Source organism: uncultured Streptococcus sp. (genome assembly GCF_963545685.1).
Classification (GTDB): Bacteria; Bacillota; Bacilli; order Lactobacillales; family Streptococcaceae; genus Streptococcus.
This window is the reverse complement of sequence record NZ_CAUUKN010000099.1, coordinates 1-2,727: the sequence shown is the minus strand read 5'-3', so window position 1 is coordinate 2,727 and position 2,727 is coordinate 1. Positions and strand designations below refer to the sequence as shown.

Annotated in this window: 2 protein-coding genes; one reads left to right on the top strand and one right to left on the bottom strand. The window is 45.2% G+C overall.

What is annotated here, in order from left to right; genetic code table 11:
- Positions 1-5 precede the first annotated feature (5 nt).
- A complete protein-coding gene (gene gshAB / locus RWZ99_RS09245) occupies positions 6-2,252 on the top strand; it encodes a bifunctional glutamate--cysteine ligase GshA/glutathione synthetase GshB (RefSeq protein ID WP_314678311.1) in 2,247 nt (748 codons plus the stop codon).
- A 138-nt stretch (positions 2,253-2,390) separates the two neighbouring features.
- Here the strand turns inward: gshAB and RWZ99_RS09240 are convergent.
- On the bottom strand, positions 2,391-2,727 hold a 337-nt coding region (locus RWZ99_RS09240), incomplete at its 5' end, for a zeta toxin family protein (RefSeq protein WP_314678308.1).

The following is a 2,727-nucleotide window of genomic DNA, read 5'->3' as shown; positions in this document are numbered from 1 at the left end:
CAATCATGAACCTATCAAACGTATTTCAAAAATTATCCCCAAATACTCCCATCTTACAAGCTACCTTTGGTCTGGAGCGCGAATCTCTACGAATCAATACTGAAAGCCGTGTCGCTCAAACGCCACACCCTGAAAAATTGGGTTCTCGCAGTTTCCATCCCTATATCCAGACAGATTATAGCGAACCTCAACTAGAGCTCATTACACCGGTAGCACAGTCGACCACGGAAGCTCATCGCTTCCTTGGGGCCATCACCGATGTGGCTATTCGCTCAATGGATAAGTCAGAATATCTTTGGCCTTTATCCATGCCACCTGTGATTGTAGAAGAAGAGATTCAGATTGCCCAGTTGGAAAGTGACTACGAGTATCAATACCGAGTTGGTTTGGCAGAACGCTACGGCAAATTGCTCCAGTCCATATCTGGCATTCACTATAATTTTGAACTCGGCAAAGATCTGACCCAACAGCTCTTTGAAGTCAGTGACTATGACGATTTACTGACCTTCAAGAATGCCCTCTATCTCAAGTTGGCTCAGAACTTCTTGCGTTATCGCTGGCTCTTGACCTACCTTTACGGAGCAAGCCCGCTAGCAGAAAAAGGGTTTTTGACAGATGAAATTGGTTGCGTGCGGTCGATTCGTAACTCCAACTACGGCTATGTCAATGCCCCCGATGTTCACATTTCCTTCTCTTCACTGGAGCAATACGTGACCGACATCGAAAACGCTGTTGGATCTGGGCAACTGTCCGCCGAAAAAGAGTTTTACTCTGCCATCCGTTTACGCGGTGCTAAGACTAGCCGGGACTTTTTGACTAAGGGCATCTCCTATCTAGAGTTCCGCAACTTTGACCTCAACCCCTTTGAGCCACTGGCAATCAGCCAAGAAACACTAGACACCACCCACCTCTTTGCACTCGCACTCTTGTGGCTAGACGACATGGAGCAAGTCGACGAAGAATTGGCAGTAGCTGCTACTCTCAACAACCAAATCGCTCTCAGCCATCCCCACACACCACTTCCTAAAGAGGCTGACCCTAAACCTATCGTGACAGCCATGAAGGACATCGTCGCTCACTTTGGACTGGATGACTATTATAGCCAGCTTATCACTAAGGTGGAGGCCTCTCTTCTTGATCCACGTTTGACCCTTTCTGGAAAAATAGCAGAGCAGGTTGAAGAAGGGTCCCTTGAAAAATTTGGCCAACAACAAGGACAAGCCTTTCATGACTATGCTTGGACAGCACCTTATGCCCTCAAAGGCTATGAAAACATGGAACTCTCCACCCAAATGATTCTCTTTGACGCCATTCAGATGGGCTTGAACGTAGAAATTTTAGATGAGGAAGACCAATTTCTCAAACTCTGGCATGGTGACCATGTGGAGTACATTAAAAATGGCAACATGACATCCAAAGATAACTACGTAATTCCACTGGCCATGGCTAATAAGGTTGTGACCAAAAAGATTTTGGACAAGGCTGGTTTTCCAGTACCTGCGGGAGCAGAATTTGCTAACAAGGACGATGCCTTGCGGTACTACGGACAAATAGCCAACTCTGCTATTGTTGTCAAACCCAAATCCACCAACTTCGGTCTGGGCATTTCCATCTTCCAAGAGCCAGCTAGCCTTTCTGGCTATGAAAAAGCCCTAGACATCGCCTTTTCGGAAGATAGCCATGTGCTAGTCGAGGAGTTTGTGGCAGGGACCGAGTACCGTTTCTTTATCTTGGATGGAAAATGCGAGGCTGTCCTGCTCCGCGTCGCGGCCAATGTCGTAGGTGACGGAAGCTCAAGCATCAGAGAATTAGTCGAAAAGAAAAACCAAGACCCTCTGCGTGGTCGCGACCATCGCTCACCTCTTGAAATCATCAATCTGGGTGATATTGAATTACTCATGTTGGAACAGCAGGGTTACACACCTGATACAGTCTTGCCTGAAGGTAGCCAAACCTTTCTGCGTGGTAATTCTAATATCTCAACTGGAGGTGACTCCATTGATATGACTGACCAGATGGGCGAGAGTTACAAACAACTAGCTGCCGATATGGCGACTGCTATGAGGGCTTGGGCCTGTGGGGTCAATTTGATTATCCCAGACTACACCAATCCTGCTAGTAAGGAGCTACCAAATTGTACCTGTATCGAACTCAACTTCACTCCTGCCATGTACCTGCACACCTATATTTACGTAGGGCCAGGACAACGTATCACACCGAAAATTTTACGGAAGTTGTTTGGAGAGATATGAGAATAAGATCAGAGATTTTCTGAGCTTACTTTTACAAATTGGGTTAATTTTCCCTTGGATTCAATCTGTAAAAAATCCATTGCTGATGATTCATCGAAATAAATTACTTTTTTAATGTACTCCTAAATTAGCCCTTCGTCACTTATCAATTTCCCCCAGTTCTCTCAACCGTTCCTGCCCTATCTTCAACATCTCTTTTTCCACCTTACTCCATTTTCCGAAGAGGCATTCTTGTAAAACTTCTGCTGCTGAGGTTTCGTCTACTTGCGAATCATAAACACACGATTGATCTCTTTGATAAATTTGAATTTGTCTAAAAAGTTTATCCTTTTCCAACTCTCGTAAGTTATCAATTAAACGTTCTACAATTCCATCATGGTGTGCTTTAGGAGTTGCTCTCGCTTGACTAGGATCTATGGCGTAGAGCTCCTCATAACGTATCAAAGTACTGAGATAGGACAATTCTGGCTTGGTC